The organism is Streptomyces sp. MAR4 CNX-425, from assembly GCF_048656465.1.
In the GTDB taxonomy this organism is placed as follows: Bacteria; Actinomycetota; Actinomycetes; order Streptomycetales; family Streptomycetaceae; genus Streptomyces.
The window spans coordinates 465,195-481,561 of sequence record NZ_JBMDLF010000003.1; the positions used below are offsets into that span (position 1 = coordinate 465,195).

The window sequence follows — 16,367 nt, forward strand, 5'->3', positions numbered from 1 at the left end:
CCCCGGGTCGATGTCAGGGGGCGGGCCTACCCTGGGGCGGGTGTGCGGGGATCGGGAGTTTCGGGCACCGGGCACCGCACCGGGCTCCGGACTCCGGGCGCCGCGGGCACCGCACCGGGCTCCGGCTCCTGGCTCCGCAGGCACCGGACTCCGCGGGCTCCGGGTTTGCTCAGGTGGCTCGGACCGGCCGGAAGCCCGTGTTGCCGCTGGAGCTGTCCGGGGTGTTCCCCATCCGCGCCGACGTCCGGTAGCGCAGGCAGTACGACTCGTGGCACATGTGCGACCCGCCCTTCAGCACCCGCGACTGCCCCAGTCGCGGCCCCCGCGGGTTGTCGCGCGGCGCCTTGCGGTGGTGCCGCGGGTGGAACCAGTCGGCGCACCACTCCCACACGTTCCCCGTCGCGTTGTACAGCCCGTAGGCGTTCGGCTCGAAGGCGTCGACCGGGCAGGTGCCGCGATAGCCGTCGGCCGCCGTGTTGCGGTCGGGGAAGCTGCCGCGCCAGATGTTCATCCGGTACGCGCCCTCCGGCTCCCGCTCCGCGCCCCACGGGTACGGCTCGCCGTCCAGCCCGCCGCGGGCCGCGTACTCCCACTCCGCCTCCGTCGGCAGCCGCGCGCCCGCCCAGGCGCAGAAGGCGAGCGCGTCGGCGTGCGAGACGTGCACCACCGGGTGGTCCCAGCGGCCGCGCAGGCCCGAGCCGGGGCCTTCGGGGTGCCGCCAGTCGGCCCGGTGGACCTGCCGCCACCAGGGCGTCTGCGGCGGCGAGGCGGTGGGCGGGAAGTTCTTGGGCAGGAAGCCCGCGAAGACGAAGGACCAGCCGAAGCGCTCGGCGTCCGTGACGTGCGACGTCGCCTCCGCGAAGGCCGCGAACTCCTCGTTCGTCACCGCAGTGGCCGCGACCGTGAACCCGTCGACCGTCACCTCGCGCGCCGGGCCCTCGCCGTCCGCCGGGTACGGGCCGTCGTCGTAGCCCATCCGGAACGCCCCGCCGGGCAGCTTCCGCCAGCCGCCGCGCGGCTCGTACGTCCCCGGGGCGGCCTCGGCCGGGGACGCCGCGGCGTCCCGCGGCGCCGGTGTGCGTCCCGGCGCGACGGGCCCCTCCGGGCCGCCATGCGCGCCTACGCCGCCGCGTCCCGGCGCACAGCACGCCTTCGGCTCCCCCGGCCCCGACACCGACTCCGCCCCGGATTCCGGCTCAGACTCCGGCTCGGACTCCGGGCCCGCGCCGGCGCCCGCTCCGGCCGCTTCCACGTTCCCGCCCTTCGCGCCGTCCGCCATCAGCGCGCCTTGATCAGGCTCATCGCCTCGGCCCGCGTCGCCGGGTCGCGCAGCTGCCCGCGCACCGCCGACGTCAGCGTCTTCGCGCCCGGCTTCCGGACCCCGCGCATCGTCATGCACATGTGCTCGCACTCAAGGACGACGATCACGCCCCGCGGCTCCAGTATCTCCATCAGCGAGTCCGCGACCTGCGTGGTCAACCGTTCCTGCACCTGCGGCCGGCGCGCGTACACGTCCACCAGCCGCGCCAGCTTCGACAGCCCCGTGATCTTTCCGTCGTGCGACGGGATGTACCCCACGTGCGCGGAGCCCACGAACGGCACCAGGTGGTGCTCGCACGTGCTCAGCACCTCGATGTCCTTGACCAGCACCATCTCGTCGTGGCCCAGGTCGAACGTCGTCGTCAGCACGTCCTCCGGCCGCTGCCGCAGCCCCGCGAATATCTCCTTGTACGCGCGCGCCACCCGCGCCGGCGTGTCCAGCAGGCCCTCGCGATCCGGGTCCTCGCCCACGGCGATGAGCAGCTCCCGTACGGCGCTCTCGGCGCGCTTCTCGTCGAAGTCGCCGTACGCGGGCATGCCGGCGGCCGGCCCGCCGGCGCCGTAGCCGCCCCGCTCGCCGTACTCCGGGCCGTCAGCCGGCCGGACAGCCGCATCCGTCATCGTCGTGCCTCTCGTACCTGCGCGTCCTGCGCGTATGGCCGCGCCCCCAAGGCTAGAACCTCGGGGGCGCCGCTCACATTCCAGCAGTATCCGCGGTATCCGCTACGGCTGACCGCCTTCGCTCGGCGACGGCTGGTGCTGCGGGCCCTCGCCCGGCAGCGTGCCGTCCTGGAGCCCCGGCAGCCCGCCGCCGACCGGCGGGGTGTCCGCCTTGTCGAGCATCTTCGGGGCGGTGGGGGCGGCTCCGTTCGTCTCCCGGGGGGAGGAGACCGGCGGCCGGGTGGAGGGGGTACGCCGCGCGGAGCCGGTCCACGCCGGCCGCAGCGGGCGCTTGACCAGCGGGCGGAAGACCTCGGCGATCTCCTCCTTGCCGAGGGTCTCCTTCTCCAGCAGCTCCAGCACCAGGTTGTCGAGCACGTCGCGGTTCTCGACGAGGATCTCCCACGCCTCGTTGTGCGCGGCCTCGATCAGCTTCTTGACCTCCTCGTCGACCAGCGCGGCGACCTCCTCGGAGTAGTCGCGCTGGTGGGAGAGCTCCCGGCCCAGGAAGGGCTCGGACTGGTCGGAGCCGAACTTGATCGCGCCGAGCCGCTCGGTCATGCCGTACTGCGTGACCATCTTGCGGGCGAGGCCGGTGGCCTTCTCGATGTCGTTGGCGGCGCCGGTCGTCGGGTCGTGGAAGACCAGTTCCTCGGCGGCCCGGCCGCCCATCATGTACGCGAGCTGGTCGAGCATCTCGTTGCGCGTGGTGGAGTACTTGTCCTCGTCGGGCAGCACCATCGTGTAGCCGAGGGCGCGGCCGCGGGAGAGGATCGTCACCTTGTGCACCGGGTCGCCGCTGGGAGAGGCCGCCGCGACCAGGGCGTGCCCGCCCTCGTGGTACGCGGTGATCTTCTTCTCCTTCTCCGACATGATCCGGGAGCGCTTCTGCGGGCCGGCGACCACGCGGTCGATGGCCTCGTCCAGCATCTCGTTGTCGATGAGCTTCCTGTTGCTGCGGGCGGTGAGCAGCGCGGCCTCGTTCAGCACGTTGCTGAGGTCGGCGCCGGTGAAGCCGGGGGTGCGCCGGGCCACGGCGGACAGGTCCACGTCCGGGGCGACCGGCTTGCCCTTCTGGTGGACCTTGAGGATCTCCAGCCGGCCCTGCATATCCGGGCTCTCCACGCCGATCTGCCGGTCGAAGCGGCCGGGGCGGAGCAGGGCGGGGTCGAGGATGTCGGGCCGGTTGGTGGCCGCGATGAGGATGACGCCGCCCTTGACGTCGAAGCCGTCCATCTCGACGAGCAGCTGGTTCAGCGTCTGCTCGCGCTCGTCGTGGCCGCCGCCCATGCCGGCGCCGCGGTGGCGGCCGACGGCGTCGATCTCGTCGACGAAGACGATCGCCGGCGCGTTCGCCTTCGCCTGCTCGAACAGGTCGCGGACGCGGGAGGCGCCGACGCCGACGAACATCTCGACGAAGTCGGAGCCGGAGATGGAGTAGAACGGCACCCCGGCCTCACCCGCGACGGCGCGCGCCAGGAGCGTCTTGCCGGTGCCGGGCGGACCGTAGAGCAGCACGCCCTTGGGGATCTTGGCGCCGACGGCCTGGAACTTCGCGGGCTCCTGGAGGAACTCCTTGATCTCGTGGAGCTCCTCGACGGCCTCGTCGGCCCCGGCCACGTCGGAGAACGTCGTCTTCGGGGTGTCCTTCGTGATGAGCTTGGCCTTGGACTTCCCGAAGTTCATGACCCGGGAGCCGCCGCCCTGCATCTGGTTCATCAGGAAGAGGAAGACGAGCACGATCAGGACGAACGGCAGCAGGGAGAGCAGGATGCTGACGAAGGGGTTGTCCTTCGTCTCCTTGACCGCGTAGCCGTCGGGGATCTCGCCCTTGTCGAACCTGTTCTGCAGCAGGTCGGCGAGGTCGGCACCCTGGGTGTCGATGTAGTTCGCCTGGACCTTGTCGCTGCCGTCGATCTCCTTGGCGTCGTCTTTGAGCTGGACCTTGATGGTCTCGCTGTTGCCGGTGGTCAGCTCGGCGGAGCTGACGCGGTCCTCCTCGATCGCGGCCACGACCTTGGCGGTGTCCACGGACTTGTAGCCCTCGGAGGAGCCGACCAGTTGCATCAACAGGACCACGGCGAGGACGGCCAGCACGATCCACATGACCGGCCCACGGAAGTAGCGCTTCACGTCCATCCACACGGGGCGGTGTACGCCCCGTCCCTCCTGCCCAGTGAGGCACGGCTGGCTCCTGACCGAGCCCGTGGCCGTGCGTATGCCTGTATGGGTCCAAACTGAAACGACTGACGTTCGGACGGTACCCCAGAATTGTCACCCGTCCCCGGCGGGGACGGCTAACAAACCGGCTTTCCCATGCTCCAACGGCGGGAAACCCCCCGGTGTTCCCCGGGCGGCGCCCACCGGCCCGGGTCCGGCCGCCCGAAGGGCGGCGGCGGGCGGTCCCCCGAGCCCGCGCGGAAGTCGCCGCGGACCGCGTCAGCCACCGTACACGTGCGGTGCGAGCGTGCCGACGAAGGGGAGGTTCCGGTACTTCTCCGCGTAGTCGAGGCCGTAGCCGACGACGAACTCGTTGGGGATGTCGAAGCCGACCCAGTCCACGTCGATGGGCACCTTCGCCGCCTCCGGCTTGCGCAGCAGCGTGAACACCCGGAGCGAGGCGGGCTGCCGCGAGCCGAGGTTCGACAGCAGCCAGGAGAGCGTGAGGCCGGAGTCGATGATGTCCTCGACGATCAGCACGTGCCGGTCCTGGATGTCGGTGTCGAGGTCCTTGAGGATCCGTACGACGCCGGAGGACTGGGTGCCCGCCCCGTACGAGGAGACGGCCATCCAGTCCATCGTCAGCGGGGTGGACAGGGTGCGCGCGAGGTCCGCCATGACCATCACCGCGCCCTTGAGCACCCCGACGATCAGGAGGTCCTTGTCCGCGTACTCCGCGTCGATCTTCGCGGAGATCTCGGCGAGCTTGGCGTCGATCTCTTCCTTGGTGATGAGCACGTTCTCAAGGTCCGCGCCCATGTCCTTCACATCCACCCGGAGTCACTCTCGTTCGTTCGACGACCACTGCCGGACGAACAGTCTGCCATCCGTTCCCCGGCCGGTCAGGAGCGCGTCGGCGGCGTTCCACGCACGTCCGGGCCCCCGGCCCCGGCCCGTACGGCTCACGGGCCCTCGCGCCGGACCAGCAGCCGGCCCTGTTCGCGACGGGCGGACACCCGCCCGGGGAGGTTGATAGCGCCCTGGCCGCGCCAGCCGGTGATGAGCTTGTCCATCTCCTCGACGTGCCCGCTGAAGAGGGAGCCGCCGGGGGAGCCCGCCGCGAGGGCGGCGCGGCGCAGGATGCGGCGGCGGACGGCGGGCGGGAGCGCGTACAGCCCGCGGACGTCGAGGCCGCCGTCGGGGTCGCGCACGCCGCGCTCCGCGTCGGCGGCCCAGGCGTCGAGGGCGTCGGCGTCGTCGCGGGAGAGCCGGGCGGTCCGGGCCAGGGACTCGACGACGCCGCGGCCGAGGGCCTTCTCCAGCACGGGCAGCGCCTCGTGGCGGACGCGGGAGCGGGTGTAGGCGGGGTCGGCGTTGTGCGGGTCGTCCCAGACGGGCAGGGACTGGACCAGGCACGCCTTGCGGGCGACCTGGCGGTCGATCTGGAGGAACGGGCGGCGGTAGCGGCCGCCGGGCCCGGAGGCGGCGGCCATGCCGGACAGGGAGCGCACGCCGGAGCCGCGGGCGAGCGCCAGCAGCACGGTCTCGGCCTGGTCGTCGCGGGTGTGGCCGAGGAGTACGGCGGCGGCGCCGAGCCGCTGCGCGGCGTCGTCCAGCGCCGCGTAGCGGGCGTCGCGGGCGGCGGCCTCGGGGCCGCCGTCGCGGCCGACGTCGACGCGTACGGACTCGACGGGGTCCAGGCCGAGGGCGCGGAGCCGCGCGGCGACCTCCTGGGCGCGCAGGTCGGAGCCGTCCTGGAGGCCGTGGTCGACGGTGATGCCGCCGGCGCGGGCGCCCTGGCGGGGGGCCTCGAAGGAGAGGGCGGAGGCCAGCGCCATGGAGTCGGCGCCGCCGGAGCAGGCGACGAGGACGAGGGGGGCGTCGGCGGCGCGGTCGCCGGAGGCGGGGGCCGCCGGGGCGTCGGGGGCCGGGGCGTCGGCGGTCGGGGAGGCGGGGGGCGGGGCGGACGCGGCGCCGGTACGGGCGGGGGCCGCGGCGCGGCGGCCGCGGGCGGCCGGGGCGGGCACGGCGGGCAGGGCGGTCGCGGAGGCGGCCGGAGAGGCGGCCGGGTGGGCCCCGGCGGTGGGGGGAGCCTGCGCCGTCGCGTACTCGGTCAGCACGTCGTGCAGGACCCGGCGAACTGCCAGACGTATCGCGGCGACCGCTGGATGGGGACCCATGGCTTTCACTTCACTTTCGCTGGCGGCGGAAAGAGCTCGCTCGGGCTCACCTCAACCACCGTCACTGTATGTGCGTCGATGGTGACAGAGGAGAGCGGGGAACCGAGCATTGCACGCGGCAACGCCGGGTTCGCTCCCTCGGACGGGTGAAAGTCGCACCGAAACCGCCGCCACGGGAACCGCCGGGAGCGAAGCTCAGCTCTCGGCGCGGCTGTGCACCCGAGCGATCCAGTCCGCCGGTTTGGCGATCTCCGACTTCGTCGGCAGCGTGTTGGGCGAGGTCCACACCCGGTTGAAGCCGTCCATGCCGACCTCGTCGACGACGTGCCGGACGAAGCGCTCGCCGTCCCGGTACTGCCGGAGCTTCGCGTCCAGGCCCAGCAGCTTGCGCAGCGCCTGGTCCAGCCGCCCCGCGCCGGCCTGACGGCGCTTGGTGAACTTCTCCCGGATCTCCGCGACCGACGGCACCACCTGGGGCCCGACGCCGTCCATCACGTAGTCGGCGTGCCCCTCCAGCAGCGACATCACCGCGGTCAGCCGGCCCAGGATCTCCCGCTGCGCGGGCGTCTGGACGACCTCGACGATGCTGCGCTCCTCGCCGCCCTCCTCGCGGCCGCCGCTGAGGCTCTGGAGCGCCTCCCGTACGCGGTCCAGCAGGGTGGCCGGGTCGATCTCCGTCTCGCCGAGGAACGACTGGATCTCGCCCTGGAGGTGGTCGCGCAGCCACGGCACGGCGGTGAACTGCGTGCGGTGGGTCTCCTCGTGGATGCAGACCCACAGCCGGAAGTCGTGCGGGGCGACCTCCAGCTCGCGCTCGACGTGGACGATGTTCGGCGCGATCAGCAGCAGCCGGCCCTGGCCCGCGCCGCCGCGGTCGGTGCCGGCATGGGCGGCGGGGCCGCCGGGGAGGTCGCGGGTGGCGGGGGCGAAGGTCTCGTACTGGCCGAGGACGCGGGAGGACAGGAACGACAGCAGCATCCCCAGCTCGACGCCCGTCACCTTGCCGCCGACGGAGCCGAGGAGGGCCCCGCCGGGGATGCCGGAGCGGCGCTTGTCCATCTTCTCCAGCAGCGGCGCGAGGACGGCGCGGAAGCCCGCGACGTTCGCCCGGATCCAGCCGGGCCGGTCGACGACGAGCACCGGGGTGTCGTGCCGTGGGTCCGCGCCCTCGGGATACATCCGGGAGAACTCGCGTACGTGCTCCTCCGCCGACCGGGCGTGCGTCCGCAGTTCGCCGACGATGCCGCGCGCCTCGTCGCGGCTCACCTCGGGACCCGGCCGCACGAGCCGCGTCGCGGTCGCAACCGCGAGATTCCAGTCGACCATCTCCGCACCACCGATGCTCGTCATCTCTTCACCGTACGTGCCCACGCGGCCGAGCGGGAGCGCGCGGCCCCCCGGAACCGCTGCGGGAGGGCCCGTAAGGGACCACGGCTCGGAGACGGGGGCGGGGGCTACGGACGGCGGGCGCAGGGCGGGTGGAGGGCAGAGGGACCGTGCCCACGCGGCCGAGCGGGAGCCCGCGGCCCCCCGGAACCACTGCGGGAGCCCCCGGTAGGGGACCACGGCTCGGAGATCGGGGCGGGCCCACGGACTGCGAGCGCAGGGCGGGCGGGGGGCAGAGGGACCGTGCCCACGCGGCCGAGCGGGAGCGCGCGGCCCCCCGGAACCGCTGCGGGAGGGCCCGTAAGGGACCGCGGGCCGAAGGGGCGGGGCGGTCGCTCGGACGAAGGAGGAGATTCACTTCTCGTTCACTTCAAACGGCGGATCGCTTCACCTGTTCTGCCTAACTTCGGCGACGAAAGGTGAATCAGCGCAGGCGGGACTGATGCGATCGCGCATACCTGAGGAAGAGGTCTCGCTCCCGCACGCAAGAACCGCAAAGGACCCCCCACCGTGAAGCTCCTCCGCACCACCCGGCGGCGTGCCGTCGCCGCCGGCTCGCTCGCCCTCACCGGCGCCCTCGTCCTCGGCGCCTGCGGGTCCGACGACAACACCGGCACCGGCGGCGGCACCGGGGGCGCCCAGGCCGCCCCGGGCGACGTGGACTGCGCCGGTTCCGGCGAGCTGCTGGCGTCGGGTTCCTCGGCGCAGAAGAACGCCGTGGACCAGTGGGTCAGCGACTACCAGAGCTCGTGCCCGGACGTCACCGTCAACTACAAGGCGACCGGCTCCGGCGCCGGTATCCAGGAGTTTCTGCAGGGCAAGACCGGCTTCGCCGGTTCAGACTCGGTACTGAAGCCCGAGGAGGTCGAGGCGTCGAAGAAGGTCTGCAAGGACGGCGAGGCGATCAACATCCCGATGCTCGGCGGCCCCATCGCGGTCGGCTACAACGTCGAGGGCGTGGACGACCTCGTCCTCGACTCCCGCACGCTCGCCCGGATCTTCACCGGTGACGTCACCTCCTGGGACGACCCGGCCATCGCGGACCTCAACCCGGACGCCGACCTGCCGGACACCAAGATCCAGCCGGTGCACCGCTCGGACGAGTCGGGCACCACCGACAACTTCACGCGGTACCTCGCCGACGCCGCGCCCGGGGCCTGGCCGCACGAGCCCGGCAAGAAGTGGCCCGTGCCCGGCGGGCAGTCCGCCGACGGCTCCGCCGGCGTCTCCGCGCAGGTGAACCAGTCCGAGGGCGCCATCTCGTACTTCGAGCTGTCCTACGCCACGGCCAACGACATCGACACCGTCAGGCTGGACACCGGCGCCGCCGAGCCCGTCGAGGCCACCAGCCAGAACGCCTCCAAGGCCATCGCCGCCGCCAAGGTCACCGGCACCGGTAGCGATCTGGCGATGCGGCTCGACTACACCACCGACGCCGCCGGCGCGTATCCCCTGACCCTGCTCACCTACGAGATCGCCTGCGACACGGGCAACGCCAAGGGCAGCCTCGCGAAGGTCAAGTCCTTCCTCGGCTACACGGCCAGCGAGGCCGGCCAGTCCAAGCTGGGCCGGCTCGGCTACGCGCCGCTGCCCGCCGAGGTCGCGGGCAAGGTCCGTACGACCGTGGAGTCCCTCTCCTGACCCCCGGCCCGCGCTCCCGCCGCCTCCGCGCCGACCGGCGCGGCGGGCGGGGCGGCCCGGGCCGGCCATCCGGTGCACCGCCGCCGGGACGGCAGGCGCCCACCCCCGCGCCGCCGCCCCACCCAGACCGGAGATCGAACGTGAGTACCGACACCGAGACCGGCATACGTGCCCCGGCCCCGCCGCCGCCCGGGGCCCCGCCCCCGGCGCGCCGCGGGCGGCGCGGGCGGCGGGGTCCGGCCACCCGCCTCGGCGACCGCGTGTTCGCGGGCCTGTCGAAGGGCTCCGGGATCACCCTGCTGGTGATCATGGGCGCGATCGCGGCGTTCCTGGCGTACCGCGCGGCCCTCGCCCTCGCGAAGAACGAGGGCAACTTCCTCACCACCTTCGAGTGGGACGCCAACGCCGACCCGCCGGTGTTCGGTATCGCGGTCCTCGCCTTCGGCACGGTCGTCTCGTCGGTCGTCGCGATGGTCATCGCGGTGCCGGTCGCGGTCGGCATCGCGCTGTTCATCACCCACTACGCGCCCCGCCGGCTGGCCGGCCCGGTCGCGTACGTCATCGACCTGCTGGCCGCCGTCCCGTCCATCGTCTACGGCCTGTGGGGCGCCCTGTTCCTGGTGCCGCACCTGGTCGGCCCGTACGAGTGGCTGGACGACGTGCTCGGCTGGACCGTCGTCTTCTCGTACGACGGCGGCGCCCCGCGGTCGCTGATGACCGCGGGCGTCCTGCTGGCGATCATGATCCTGCCGATCATCACCAACGTCAGCCGCGAGGTCTTCCGGCAGGTGCCGCAGACGCAGCAGGAGGCGGCGCTGGCGCTGGGCGCCACGCGCTGGGAGGTCATCCGGATGTCGGTGCTGCCGTTCGGGCGCTCCGGCGTCATCTCCGCCTCGATGCTGGGCCTCGGCCGGGCGCTGGGCGAGACGATGGCGGTGGCCACGGTGCTGTCGCCGTCGGCGATCCTCTCGGCGAGGATCCTGGAGCCCGGGGGCGGGACGTTCGCGCAGAACATCGCGTCGGCGTTCAAGGAGGCCGGCGAGTTCGGGCGGGACGCGCTGATCGCCTCCGGCCTGGTCCTGTTCGTCATCACGCTGCTGGTCAACGGCGCCGCCCGGCTGATCATCGCGCGCCGCAAGGAGTACTCGGGGGCCAACGCGTGAGCGCGCCGGGCACGCACGCCGTGACGCGGGCCGACCGCGCCGACGCCCTCGGCATCCACCAGCCGCGGCTGCCCCGCTGGGCGCCCGCCGGCGTCGCCGTCACCGCGGCGGCGGTGGCGGTGGCGGTGGGGCTGGGCGCGGGGCTGGCGAGCCGGGTGCAGTGGGGGCTGATCGCCGCGCTGCTGTTCGTGGCCGGGCTGTACGCGGTCTCCGCGCGCGTGGAGGGCGCCCGTACGGCGCGGGACCGGCTGGCGACGTCGCTCGTGTGGGGCGCGTTCCTGCTGGCCGTCGTTCCGCTGGCGTCGCTGGTGTGGGAGACCGTACGGCAGGGCGTCAAGGTCCTGGACGTCTACTTCCTGACGCACTCCATGAACGGCGTCGTCGCCATCGCCCCCGGCGGCGGCATCTACCACGCGCTGCTCGGCACCGTCGAGCAGGTGCTGATCGCCACGCTCATCGCCACCCCGATCGGGCTGCTGACGGGCGTGTACCTCGTCGAGTACGGGCGCGGGCGGCTGGCGAAGGCGGTGACGTTCTTCGTCGACGTCATGACGGGCATCCCGTCGATCGTCGCGGGCCTGTTCGTCCTCAGCGTGTGGATCATGGGTCTGGGCTTCGGCTACTCCGGTCTCGCCGGCTCCTTCGCGCTGGCGATCCTGATGATGCCCGTGGTGGTGCGCTCCACCGAGGAGATGCTCAAGCTCGTGCCGAACGAGCTGCGGGAGGCGTCGTACGCCCTGGGCGTGCCGAAGTGGAAGACGATCCTCAAGGTCGTCCTCCCCACCTCCATCGGCGGCATCACCACCGGCGTCATGCTCGCCGTGGCCCGCATCACCGGCGAGACGGCACCGCTCCTGCTGCTCGTGTTCGGCAACCCCGCCATCAACGACAACCCCTTCGACGGCGCCCAGGCGTCGCTCCCGCTCTACATCTACGAGCAGTGGGCCAACGGCAACGCCGCCTCCTACGACCGCGCGTGGGCCGCCGCCCTGGTGCTCATCCTGTTCGTCATGCTCCTCAACCTGATCGCCCGCCTCATCGCCCGTTTCAAGGCCCCGAAGACCCGCTGACGGCCGCGTAGAAAAGAGATACCAGTCCCATGGCCAAGCGCATCGACATCGCCGACCTGAGCGCCTACTACGGCGACTTCAAGGCGATCGACGGCATCTCCATGCACGTCGAGCCGAAGTCCGTGACCGCCTTCATCGGCCCGTCCGGCTGCGGCAAGTCCACCTTCCTGCGCACCGTCAACCGCATGCACGAGGTCACCCCCGGCGCGCGCGTCGAGGGCGAGATCCGCCTCGACGGCGAGGACCTGTACGGGCCGGGCGTCGACCCGGTCGGGGTGCGCCGGGTGGTGGGCATGGTCTTCCAGCGGCCCAACCCGTTCCCGACGATGAGCGTCTACGAGAACGTCGCCGCGGGCCTCAAGCTCAACGGCCGCTACCGCAAGTCCGAACTGGACGACGTGGTCGAGAAGTCCCTCCGCGGCGCGAACCTGTGGAACGAGGTCAAGGACCGCCTCAACCGCCCCGGCTCCGGCCTGTCCGGCGGCCAGCAGCAACGCCTCTGCATCGCCCGCGCCATCGCCGTCGAACCCCAGGTCCTCCTCATGGACGAACCCTGCTCGGCCCTCGACCCCATCTCCACCCTCGCCATCGAGGACCTCATAGCCGACCTCAAACAAAGGTTCACCATCGTCATCGTGACCCACAACATGCAGCAGGCGGCCCGGGTCTCGGACCGCACCGCGTTCTTCAACCTGTCGGCGGTCGGGGAGCCGGGGCGGCTGGTGGAGGTCGGCGACACCGACAAGATCTTCTCCAATCCCGACGAGAAGGCCACCGAGGACTACATCTCGGGCCGCTTCGGGTGAGGACAGCGGGCCGGGGCGGGGCACGGAGACGGGGAGAAACGCTTCGGCACTACTCGAAGGCCAGGTGGACCACCCAGTACGCCACCGCCGCCACGCCCGCCGCGGCCGGCATCGTGATGAACCACCCCATCACGATGTTCTTCGCGACCCCCCACCGCACGGCCTTGACCCGCTTCGTCGCCCCGACGCCCATGATCGCCGACGTGATCACGTGCGTGGTCGAGATCGGCGCGTGGAACATGAACGACGCCGAGTACATGATCCCCGCCGCCGTCGTCTCCGCCGCGAACCCCTGCGGCGGTTGCAGGTCGATGATCCGGCGCCCCAGCGTCCGCATGATGCGCCAGCCGCCCGCGTACGTACCGAGCGACAGCATCAGCGCGCTGGCCACCTTCACCCACCACGGGATCGCGTCGCCCTCGTCCTCCACGTCCGCGATGACCAGCGCCATCACCACGATGCCCATCGTCTTCTGGGCGTCCTGGAGCCCGTGCCCGAGCGCCATCCCGGCCGCCGAGACCGTCTGCGCTATGCGGAAGCCGCGCTGCGCGCGCCGCGGGGTGGCGCGGCGGGAGAACCACAGGATCGCGCACATCACCAGGTAGCCGACGCACAGGCCGACGACCGGCGAGACGAACATCGGGATGACGACCTTCTCCAGCACCCCGGACCAGTACACCGTCGACGACGCCGCGAGCGCCGCGCCGACCATGCCGCCGAAGAGCGCGTGCGAGGACGACGACGGCAGCCCGAAGTACCACGTGATCATGTTCCACGTGATCGCGCCGACGAGGGCGGCGAACAGGATCCACATCCCGTGGTCGCCGTGCGGGGTCTCGATCAGCCCCTCGCTGACCGTCTTGGCGACGCCGCTGCCGAGGAAGGCGCCGGCGAAGTTCATCACCGCGGCCATCAGCAGCGCGGCCCGCGGCGTCAGCGCGCGCGTGGAGACGGAGGTCGCGATCGCGTTGGCGGAGTCGTGGAAGCCGTTGGTGTACGTGAAGAAGAGCGCGACCCCGATCGTCACGACAAGCGCGAAGGTGTCCACGAGCGCTCAGGACTCCTTGACCGCGATCGTTTCCACGGTGTTCGCGACCTTCTCGAACGCGTCGGCGGCCTCTTCCAGGACGTCCACGATCTGCTTGAGCTTGAGCACCTCGATGGCGTCGTACTTGCCGTTGAAGAGGTGCGCGAGGAGCCTGCGGTGGATCTGGTCGGCCTGGTTCTCCAGCCGGTTGACCTCGATCCAGAACTCGGGCAGGTGGTTGAGCGTACGGAGGTTGGGCATCGCCTCCGCGGTCAGCTCGGCGGCCCGCGCCAGCACCTCGATCTGCTGCTCCACCCCCCGCGGCAGCTCCTCGATCTGGTAGAGGACGACAAGGTCGACGGCCTCCTCCATGAAGTCCATGACGTCGTCGAGGGAGCTGGCGAGCCGGTAGATGTCCTCGCGGTCGAAGGGCGTGATGAACGAGGCGTTGAGCTGGTGGAGGATCGCGTGGGTGGCGTCGTCGCCGGCGTGTTCCGCAGCGCGCATCCGCTCGGCGATCTCCGCCCGGGCGGAGGAATCCGCCCCGAGCAGTTCCATCAGGAGCTTCGAGCCCGTCACGATGTTGTCGGCCGAGGCGGCGAACATATCGTAGAAGCTCGTCTCCCGGGGGGTCAGACGAAATCGCACGTGGAGATCCTCAGTACTGCGAATATCGGCGAATAGGTCCTGATGATGCTAGGCGAGCCGCACCGGCGGAGCGAACCGGCTGTGCGGGACGACCGCAGGACAGAATGCCACGAACGCGGTATCATATACCCCCTGAGGGTATTTACGCCACGGTTCGCATACGCTGGTACGCACAAAGGGAAGGACGGGCAGTGACCGACACCACGGCAACCACGACCGCCGTCGAGACGGCGGCCGGCGCCTCCGCGCCGGGCTCCGGCCCGCACGGCTACAGCAAGGACAAAGAGGCCCACCTCAAGCGGCTGCGCCGGATCGAGGGCCAGGTCCGCGGCCTGCAACGGATGGTCGACGAGGACGTCTACTGCATCGACATACTCACCCAGGTCTCCGCGAGCACGAAGGCGCTGCAGTCCTTCGCCCTGCAACTCCTGGAGGAGCACCTGCGGCACTGCGTCGCCGACGCCGCCGCCCGGGGCGGCGACGAGATCGACGCGAAGGTCGAGGAGGCCACCGCGGCGATCGCCCGCATGCTGCGCGCGTGACCCCTCCGCGGCGCGCGTCCCCGCGACGCGCGCCCGCCGGTACGGCCACCGCCGCCGCCCGCGCCACGCCCCTCGGCACGCCCTCCGGCCCGCCCGTCGCTACGGCGTGATCTCCTGCCGGCCGCGCCTGCGGCCGCGCTCGCACTCGGAACCGCGCCGCGCGGCCTCCACCCTCAGCACTTCGTCGATACGGTCGTCGCTCAGCCGCTCTTCCGGTGCGCTGGTCGCCGCGATGATCAATTCCCCGCACAACTCGATTTCGGCGAGAGCCACATGGTCCTGAACGGCCGACCCCCGACCCACGTGCAATCACCCCACTTCCCCGTGCACACCCGCCGGCCCGCCGACAGCCGGGCCCACCGCTCAGAGTAGGTAGGGCGGCACAGTCCGCGCATGACACGTCCGGACCATTTACGGCACCGGCTTTCCCGGGCGAATCCCGACGCCCCCGCGCAAACGGCCGGAATCAACTCCGGCTAGGAAGCGGGCCGTTGGCCGCCGTGGCGAACCGTTCCCGCATAGATGTCGCGGCCCGCGGGCAGCGCCACCTCGGCCGGCACGCCGAAGTCGTAGGTTTCGACGGTCGACGCCACCCGCACCGGTGACGCGCCGGACAGCCCGAACTCGTGCCGCACCCGGCGCGGCCGGCCCGCCTCGTCGAGGTACGCGTCGAAGAGCACCGTGTCCCGCACGAACCCGTCGGCCGCGGCGGTCAGCGCCCCGCGCGCGTACGGCGACGCCGAGCGGGCGGCGCGGTCGAGGTCGGCCGTGCCCTCGTAGTGCCGCAGGACGCTGTCGCCGACCCGCTCCTCGCCCACGTACCGCACCTCGCGGGCGCCGCGCAGCAGCTCGGCGGCGGTCAGCGGGTCGGTGGCGCCGTTGGTGACGAGGTTGCCGTCGGCCATCCGGGTCGTGTCGAGCCGCAGCCACTTGTCGGCGGGGACGCCGGCGCCGCGGTTCTTCATGTACAGCCGGCCGCCCGCGTACACCTCGGTGACCGGCTCCTCCGCCGCCTGCGGCAGCACCACGCGCAGCAGGCCGCGCCGCTCCGCGTAGTCGAAGGCGCCGTCGCCGCTGACGGTGACGCGGGTGCCGCCGCTGGTCATCTCCATCGCCGTACGCGCCCGGGAGGTGCCCGCGTCGCTCAGCGCGTCGGCCGCGCGCCGCACCGCGCTGAGCGGGTCGCCGCCGCCCGGGTGCTCGTCGGCCACCGCGCCGCGCTCCGAGCAGCCGGCGGTGGCGGACAGGGCCGCCGCGGCGAGGGCGCCGAGGAGCGCGGCCACGGCCGCGGAGCGGCGGGCCGCGGGGGTGGAGCGGGCCGCGGGGGCGGCACCGGGCCGCGCGGGGGCCGTTCCGGTACGTACGGTCCGCCGCTGCTCCGCCGCCATCTCGCTACCCCCGGCCGGTGTTTTCTCCGGTTCGCTTAACGAGGTGGAGGGAGCGTCGTCACGGTCTGTCCCACCGCGGTACCGTGACCGCGTGCTCAGCGACGGACCCGGCGGCGGGCCGGGCGACCCCCACGCCCCGGACGGCCCGCACGCCTCCCCCGGCCCGTGCGGCGGGGCCGGTGACCCGCACCGGACGTCGACCGCCGAGCAGGGCGCCTTCGCGTTCGCCAGCTGCACCTGCGGCTGGACCGGCCCGGCCCGCCGCGCCCGCTCCCGCGCCCGCGCGGACGCCGACGCCCACCTGCCCGGCGGAGCCGGCTGAGGGGCGCGTACCGCCGCGGCTCCGCTACCGGGGGGTAGCGAAGGGCGGGCACGA

16 protein-coding genes are annotated in these 16,367 nt (G+C 72.5%); 6 read left to right on the top strand and 10 right to left on the bottom strand.

Annotated features, from left to right (window positions below):
* Positions 1 to 169 precede the first annotated feature (169 nt).
* The 6 genes from ACHZ99_RS11800 to ACHZ99_RS11825 all read right to left on the bottom strand — a co-directional run bounded on the left by ACHZ99_RS11800 (position 170) and on the right by ACHZ99_RS11825 (position 7,670).
* Positions 170 to 1,282 carry a formylglycine-generating enzyme family protein gene (locus ACHZ99_RS11800; RefSeq protein WP_420304692.1) on the bottom strand — a complete coding sequence of 371 codons (1,113 nt, stop codon included), beginning with the start codon at positions 1,280 to 1,282 and terminating at the stop codon, positions 170 to 172.
* A complete protein-coding gene (folE, locus tag ACHZ99_RS11805; protein WP_420304693.1) occupies positions 1,279 to 1,857 on the bottom strand; it encodes a GTP cyclohydrolase I FolE in 579 nt (192 codons plus the stop codon). Before folE ends, ACHZ99_RS11800 begins: the two co-directional genes overlap by 4 nt.
* A gap of 186 nt (positions 1,858 to 2,043) precedes the next feature.
* Positions 2,044 to 4,119, bottom strand: coding sequence for an ATP-dependent zinc metalloprotease FtsH (gene ftsH / locus ACHZ99_RS11810; protein ID WP_420304418.1), 2,076 nt, complete (start codon positions 4,117 to 4,119; stop codon positions 2,044 to 2,046).
* A gap of 300 nt (positions 4,120 to 4,419) precedes the next feature.
* The gene (hpt, locus tag ACHZ99_RS11815; protein WP_420304695.1) at positions 4,420 to 4,959 is read right to left on the bottom strand and encodes a hypoxanthine phosphoribosyltransferase; all 540 of its coding nucleotides are present in this window, start codon (positions 4,957 to 4,959) and stop codon (positions 4,420 to 4,422) included.
* 143 nt (positions 4,960 to 5,102) lie between these two features.
* A complete protein-coding gene (gene tilS / locus ACHZ99_RS11820; protein ID WP_420304419.1) occupies positions 5,103 to 6,320 on the bottom strand; it encodes a tRNA lysidine(34) synthetase TilS in 1,218 nt (405 codons plus the stop codon).
* 195 nt (positions 6,321 to 6,515) lie between these two features.
* A complete protein-coding gene (locus ACHZ99_RS11825) occupies positions 6,516 to 7,670 on the bottom strand; it encodes a zinc-dependent metalloprotease (RefSeq protein WP_420304420.1) in 1,155 nt (384 codons plus the stop codon).
* Between the two features lie 546 nt (positions 7,671 to 8,216).
* Here ACHZ99_RS11825 and pstS point away from each other — a divergent pair.
* From pstS to pstB, 4 genes are all read left to right on the top strand, one after another.
* Positions 8,217 to 9,347, top strand: coding sequence for a phosphate ABC transporter substrate-binding protein PstS (gene pstS, locus ACHZ99_RS11830; RefSeq protein WP_420304421.1), 1,131 nt, complete (start codon positions 8,217 to 8,219; stop codon positions 9,345 to 9,347).
* A 164-nt stretch (positions 9,348 to 9,511) separates the two neighbouring features.
* On the top strand, positions 9,512 to 10,510 hold the full coding sequence (gene pstC / locus ACHZ99_RS11835) for a phosphate ABC transporter permease subunit PstC (RefSeq protein ID WP_420304696.1): 999 nt from the start codon (positions 9,512 to 9,514) through the stop codon (positions 10,508 to 10,510).
* The gene (pstA, locus tag ACHZ99_RS11840) at positions 10,507 to 11,580 is read left to right on the top strand and encodes a phosphate ABC transporter permease PstA (RefSeq protein ID WP_420304422.1); all 1,074 of its coding nucleotides are present in this window, start codon (positions 10,507 to 10,509) and stop codon (positions 11,578 to 11,580) included. The genes pstC and pstA overlap by 4 nt, the downstream gene beginning before the upstream one ends.
* Positions 11,581 to 11,609: 29 nt before the next feature.
* Complete coding sequence (gene pstB, locus ACHZ99_RS11845; protein ID WP_420304423.1) at positions 11,610 to 12,386, top strand: phosphate ABC transporter ATP-binding protein PstB; 777 nt, start codon at positions 11,610 to 11,612, stop codon at positions 12,384 to 12,386.
* A gap of 49 nt (positions 12,387 to 12,435) precedes the next feature.
* Here pstB and ACHZ99_RS11850 read toward each other — a convergent pair whose 3' ends face one another.
* Entirely contained in the window at positions 12,436 to 13,434 is a 999-nt protein-coding gene (locus tag ACHZ99_RS11850; RefSeq protein ID WP_420304424.1) for an inorganic phosphate transporter, read from the bottom strand.
* 6 nt (positions 13,435 to 13,440) lie between these two features.
* A complete protein-coding gene (locus tag ACHZ99_RS11855; RefSeq protein WP_420304425.1) occupies positions 13,441 to 14,061 on the bottom strand; it encodes a DUF47 domain-containing protein in 621 nt (206 codons plus the stop codon).
* Between the two features lie 191 nt (positions 14,062 to 14,252).
* Between ACHZ99_RS11855 and ACHZ99_RS11860 the strand changes: the two genes are divergently transcribed.
* Positions 14,253 to 14,603 (top strand): metal-sensitive transcriptional regulator, encoded by a 351-nt coding sequence (locus ACHZ99_RS11860; RefSeq protein ID WP_420304426.1) that lies wholly within the window; start codon positions 14,253 to 14,255, stop codon positions 14,601 to 14,603.
* A 99-nt stretch (positions 14,604 to 14,702) separates the two neighbouring features.
* On the opposite strand, the gene ACHZ99_RS11865 is transcribed toward ACHZ99_RS11860, so the two are convergent.
* Together ACHZ99_RS11865 and ACHZ99_RS11870 are read right to left on the bottom strand one after the other, a co-directional pair.
* Positions 14,703 to 14,876: a hypothetical protein gene (locus ACHZ99_RS11865; protein WP_420304427.1), complete on the bottom strand. Its 174-nt coding sequence runs from the start codon at positions 14,874 to 14,876 to the stop codon at positions 14,703 to 14,705.
* A 203-nt stretch (positions 14,877 to 15,079) separates the two neighbouring features.
* Entirely contained in the window at positions 15,080 to 15,991 is a 912-nt protein-coding gene (locus tag ACHZ99_RS11870; protein WP_420304428.1) for a hypothetical protein, read from the bottom strand.
* A 91-nt stretch (positions 15,992 to 16,082) separates the two neighbouring features.
* Here ACHZ99_RS11870 and ACHZ99_RS11875 point away from each other — a divergent pair, with 91 nt between their 5' ends.
* The gene (locus tag ACHZ99_RS11875; RefSeq protein ID WP_420304429.1) at positions 16,083 to 16,313 is read left to right on the top strand and encodes a hypothetical protein; all 231 of its coding nucleotides are present in this window, start codon (positions 16,083 to 16,085) and stop codon (positions 16,311 to 16,313) included.
* Positions 16,314 to 16,367: the final 54 nt, after the last annotated feature.

Bases quoted from the DNA above. Each gene is read 5' to 3' on its own strand.
- ftsH (WP_420304418.1), bottom strand. From the start codon at position 4,119: ATGGACGTGAAGCGCTACTTCCGTGGGCCGGTCATGTGGATCGTGCTG.
- folE (WP_420304693.1), bottom strand. From the start codon at position 1,857: ATGCCCGCGTACGGCGACTTCGACGAGAAGCGCGCCGAGAGCGCCGTA.
- tilS (WP_420304419.1), bottom strand. From the start codon at position 6,320: ATGGGTCCCCATCCAGCGGTCGCCGCGATACGTCTGGCAGTTCGCCGG.
- pstB (WP_420304423.1), top strand. From the start codon at position 11,610: ATGGCCAAGCGCATCGACATCGCCGACCTGAGCGCCTACTACGGCGAC.
- ACHZ99_RS11870 (WP_420304428.1), bottom strand. From the start codon at position 15,991: ATGGCGGCGGAGCAGCGGCGGACCGTACGTACCGGAACGGCCCCCGCG.
- hpt (WP_420304695.1), bottom strand. From the start codon at position 4,959: ATGGGCGCGGACCTTGAGAACGTGCTCATCACCAAGGAAGAGATCGAC.
- ACHZ99_RS11825 (WP_420304420.1), bottom strand. From the start codon at position 7,670: ATGACGAGCATCGGTGGTGCGGAGATGGTCGACTGGAATCTCGCGGTT.